Annotated in this window: 2 protein-coding genes; both read left to right on the top strand. The window is 58.1% G+C overall.

Translation table 11 applies throughout. The features are described from left to right. Positions 1 to 57 precede the first annotated feature (57 nt). A complete protein-coding gene (locus tag FYJ28_RS17490) occupies positions 58 to 546 on the top strand; it encodes a helix-turn-helix domain-containing protein (RefSeq protein WP_229780549.1) in 489 nt (162 codons plus the stop codon). Positions 547 to 590: 44 nt separating this feature from the next. After that, positions 591 to 1,397: an IS3 family transposase gene (locus tag FYJ28_RS17050; protein WP_228529133.1), complete on the top strand. Its 807-nt coding sequence runs from the start codon at positions 591 to 593 to the stop codon at positions 1,395 to 1,397. Positions 1,398 to 1,436: the final 39 nt, after the last annotated feature.

Genomic DNA, 1,436 nt, shown 5'->3' with positions numbered 1-1,436 from the left:
TGAACTGCTCCCCGAAAGTTGGACTGAGAAATCAGTTCACTCTCGGGGAGCAGTTCTATGCACAGCAGCAGTTCATTGTCGGAAGAGCAGCGTGAGGCAGCGGTAGCCTTATTTGAGCTGGGTTGGGGGTACAAGTCGGTAGCCACGAAGCTTGGCGTGAGCAAGAAGGCTGCAAACGGGTTATACGACCGCTGGAGAGTGCGCGGAGGGACAACACTATTGGCCAAGCCAACCAAGCGTAAGTTTTCGTTGGAGTTCAAGCTCATGGTTGTTCAGCGCTTTCTTGCAGGAGAAACGAAGGTCGCCTTGGCGCAGGAGTTCCAGCTGTCCTCACCCAATCTCATCAAGGCGTGGGTCAGTAAGTACCGCAGCGAAGGCGAAGAGGGCTTGCGTCCTAAACCGAAGGGCCGTCCGAAAGCGCTGACCGAAGCACCTGCGCGGCCGGTGTCGGAGCTTGAACGGTTGCGTAGGGAGAACGAGCGGCTGCGGGCAGAAGTAGCCTTCCTGGGAAAAGTTCAGGCCTTGAGGGGAAAGGAACGGCGCTAAAAGTCCGCGCTGTCATCGCCCTCAAGGCCGAGCACCGTCTGGACTTGCTCCTTGACGTGGCCGGCTTGGCTCGGTCAACGTTTTTCTACCACCAGGCCCGCTTACAGAACCCGGACCCACAAGCTGAGCTCAAAGCCGCAGTCCGGGAAATCTTCGAGAAGAACCATGCCCGGTACGGTCACCGCCGCATCCACACGGTACTGGTCAAGCAGGGCTGGACCGTGGCGAAGAAGACCGTCTTGAAGCTGATGCGCTCTCTTCGACTGGTCTGTAAAGTCCGGCGCAGGAAACGCTACGCCTCTTACCGCGGCGAGCAAGGTGTAGTGGCGCCGAACCTGTTGAACCGGGAATTCGAAGCTGCTGCACCAAACCAGAAATGGGTTACGGACGTGACTGAGTTCAGTGTCGGTGACCGCAAGCTCTATCTTTCACCGGTGATGGATCTCTACGACCGGCAGGTAGTGTCTTTTTCGGTCGGGGACTCCCCGAACCTGGAGCTCACGAATTCGTGCCTGCGCGATGCCCTGGCCAGCCTAAGGTCTGGTGAAGCGCCGATGGTGCATTCGGATCAGGGCTTCCAGTATCAGCACCGGTCCTGGCGTGCTCTGCTCAATGATGCCGGCGCAGTCCAGTCAATGTCCCGCAAAGGTAACTGCTACGACAACGCGGTGATGGAGAACTTCTTCGGTCATCTGAAGGAAGAGCTGTTCCACCGGGTCCGGTTCCTGAACACCGATGCCCTGGCAGCACAGCTCCGCGAGTACATCGGCTGGTACAACAATGAACGCATCTCGACAAAGCTCGAGGGCCTGAGCCCGGTGCAATACCGTGCTCAGGCCCTCGCGGCCTAGGATCTTATTTGGCCAGTCCAACTTTCGGGGAGCAGTTCA

The organism is Arthrobacter sp. BL-252-APC-1A (genome assembly GCF_009696625.1).
Taxonomy (GTDB): domain Bacteria; phylum Actinomycetota; class Actinomycetes; order Actinomycetales; family Micrococcaceae; genus Arthrobacter_B.
The sequence above is the reverse complement of the archived record's forward strand: the minus strand, read 5'-3'. Positions and strand labels throughout refer to the sequence as shown.

Excerpts from the sequence above, each read along its gene's own strand:
- FYJ28_RS17490 (WP_229780549.1), top strand. The coding sequence starts at position 58 with ATGCACAGCAGCAGTTCATTGTCGGAAGAGCAGCGTGAGGCAGCGGTA.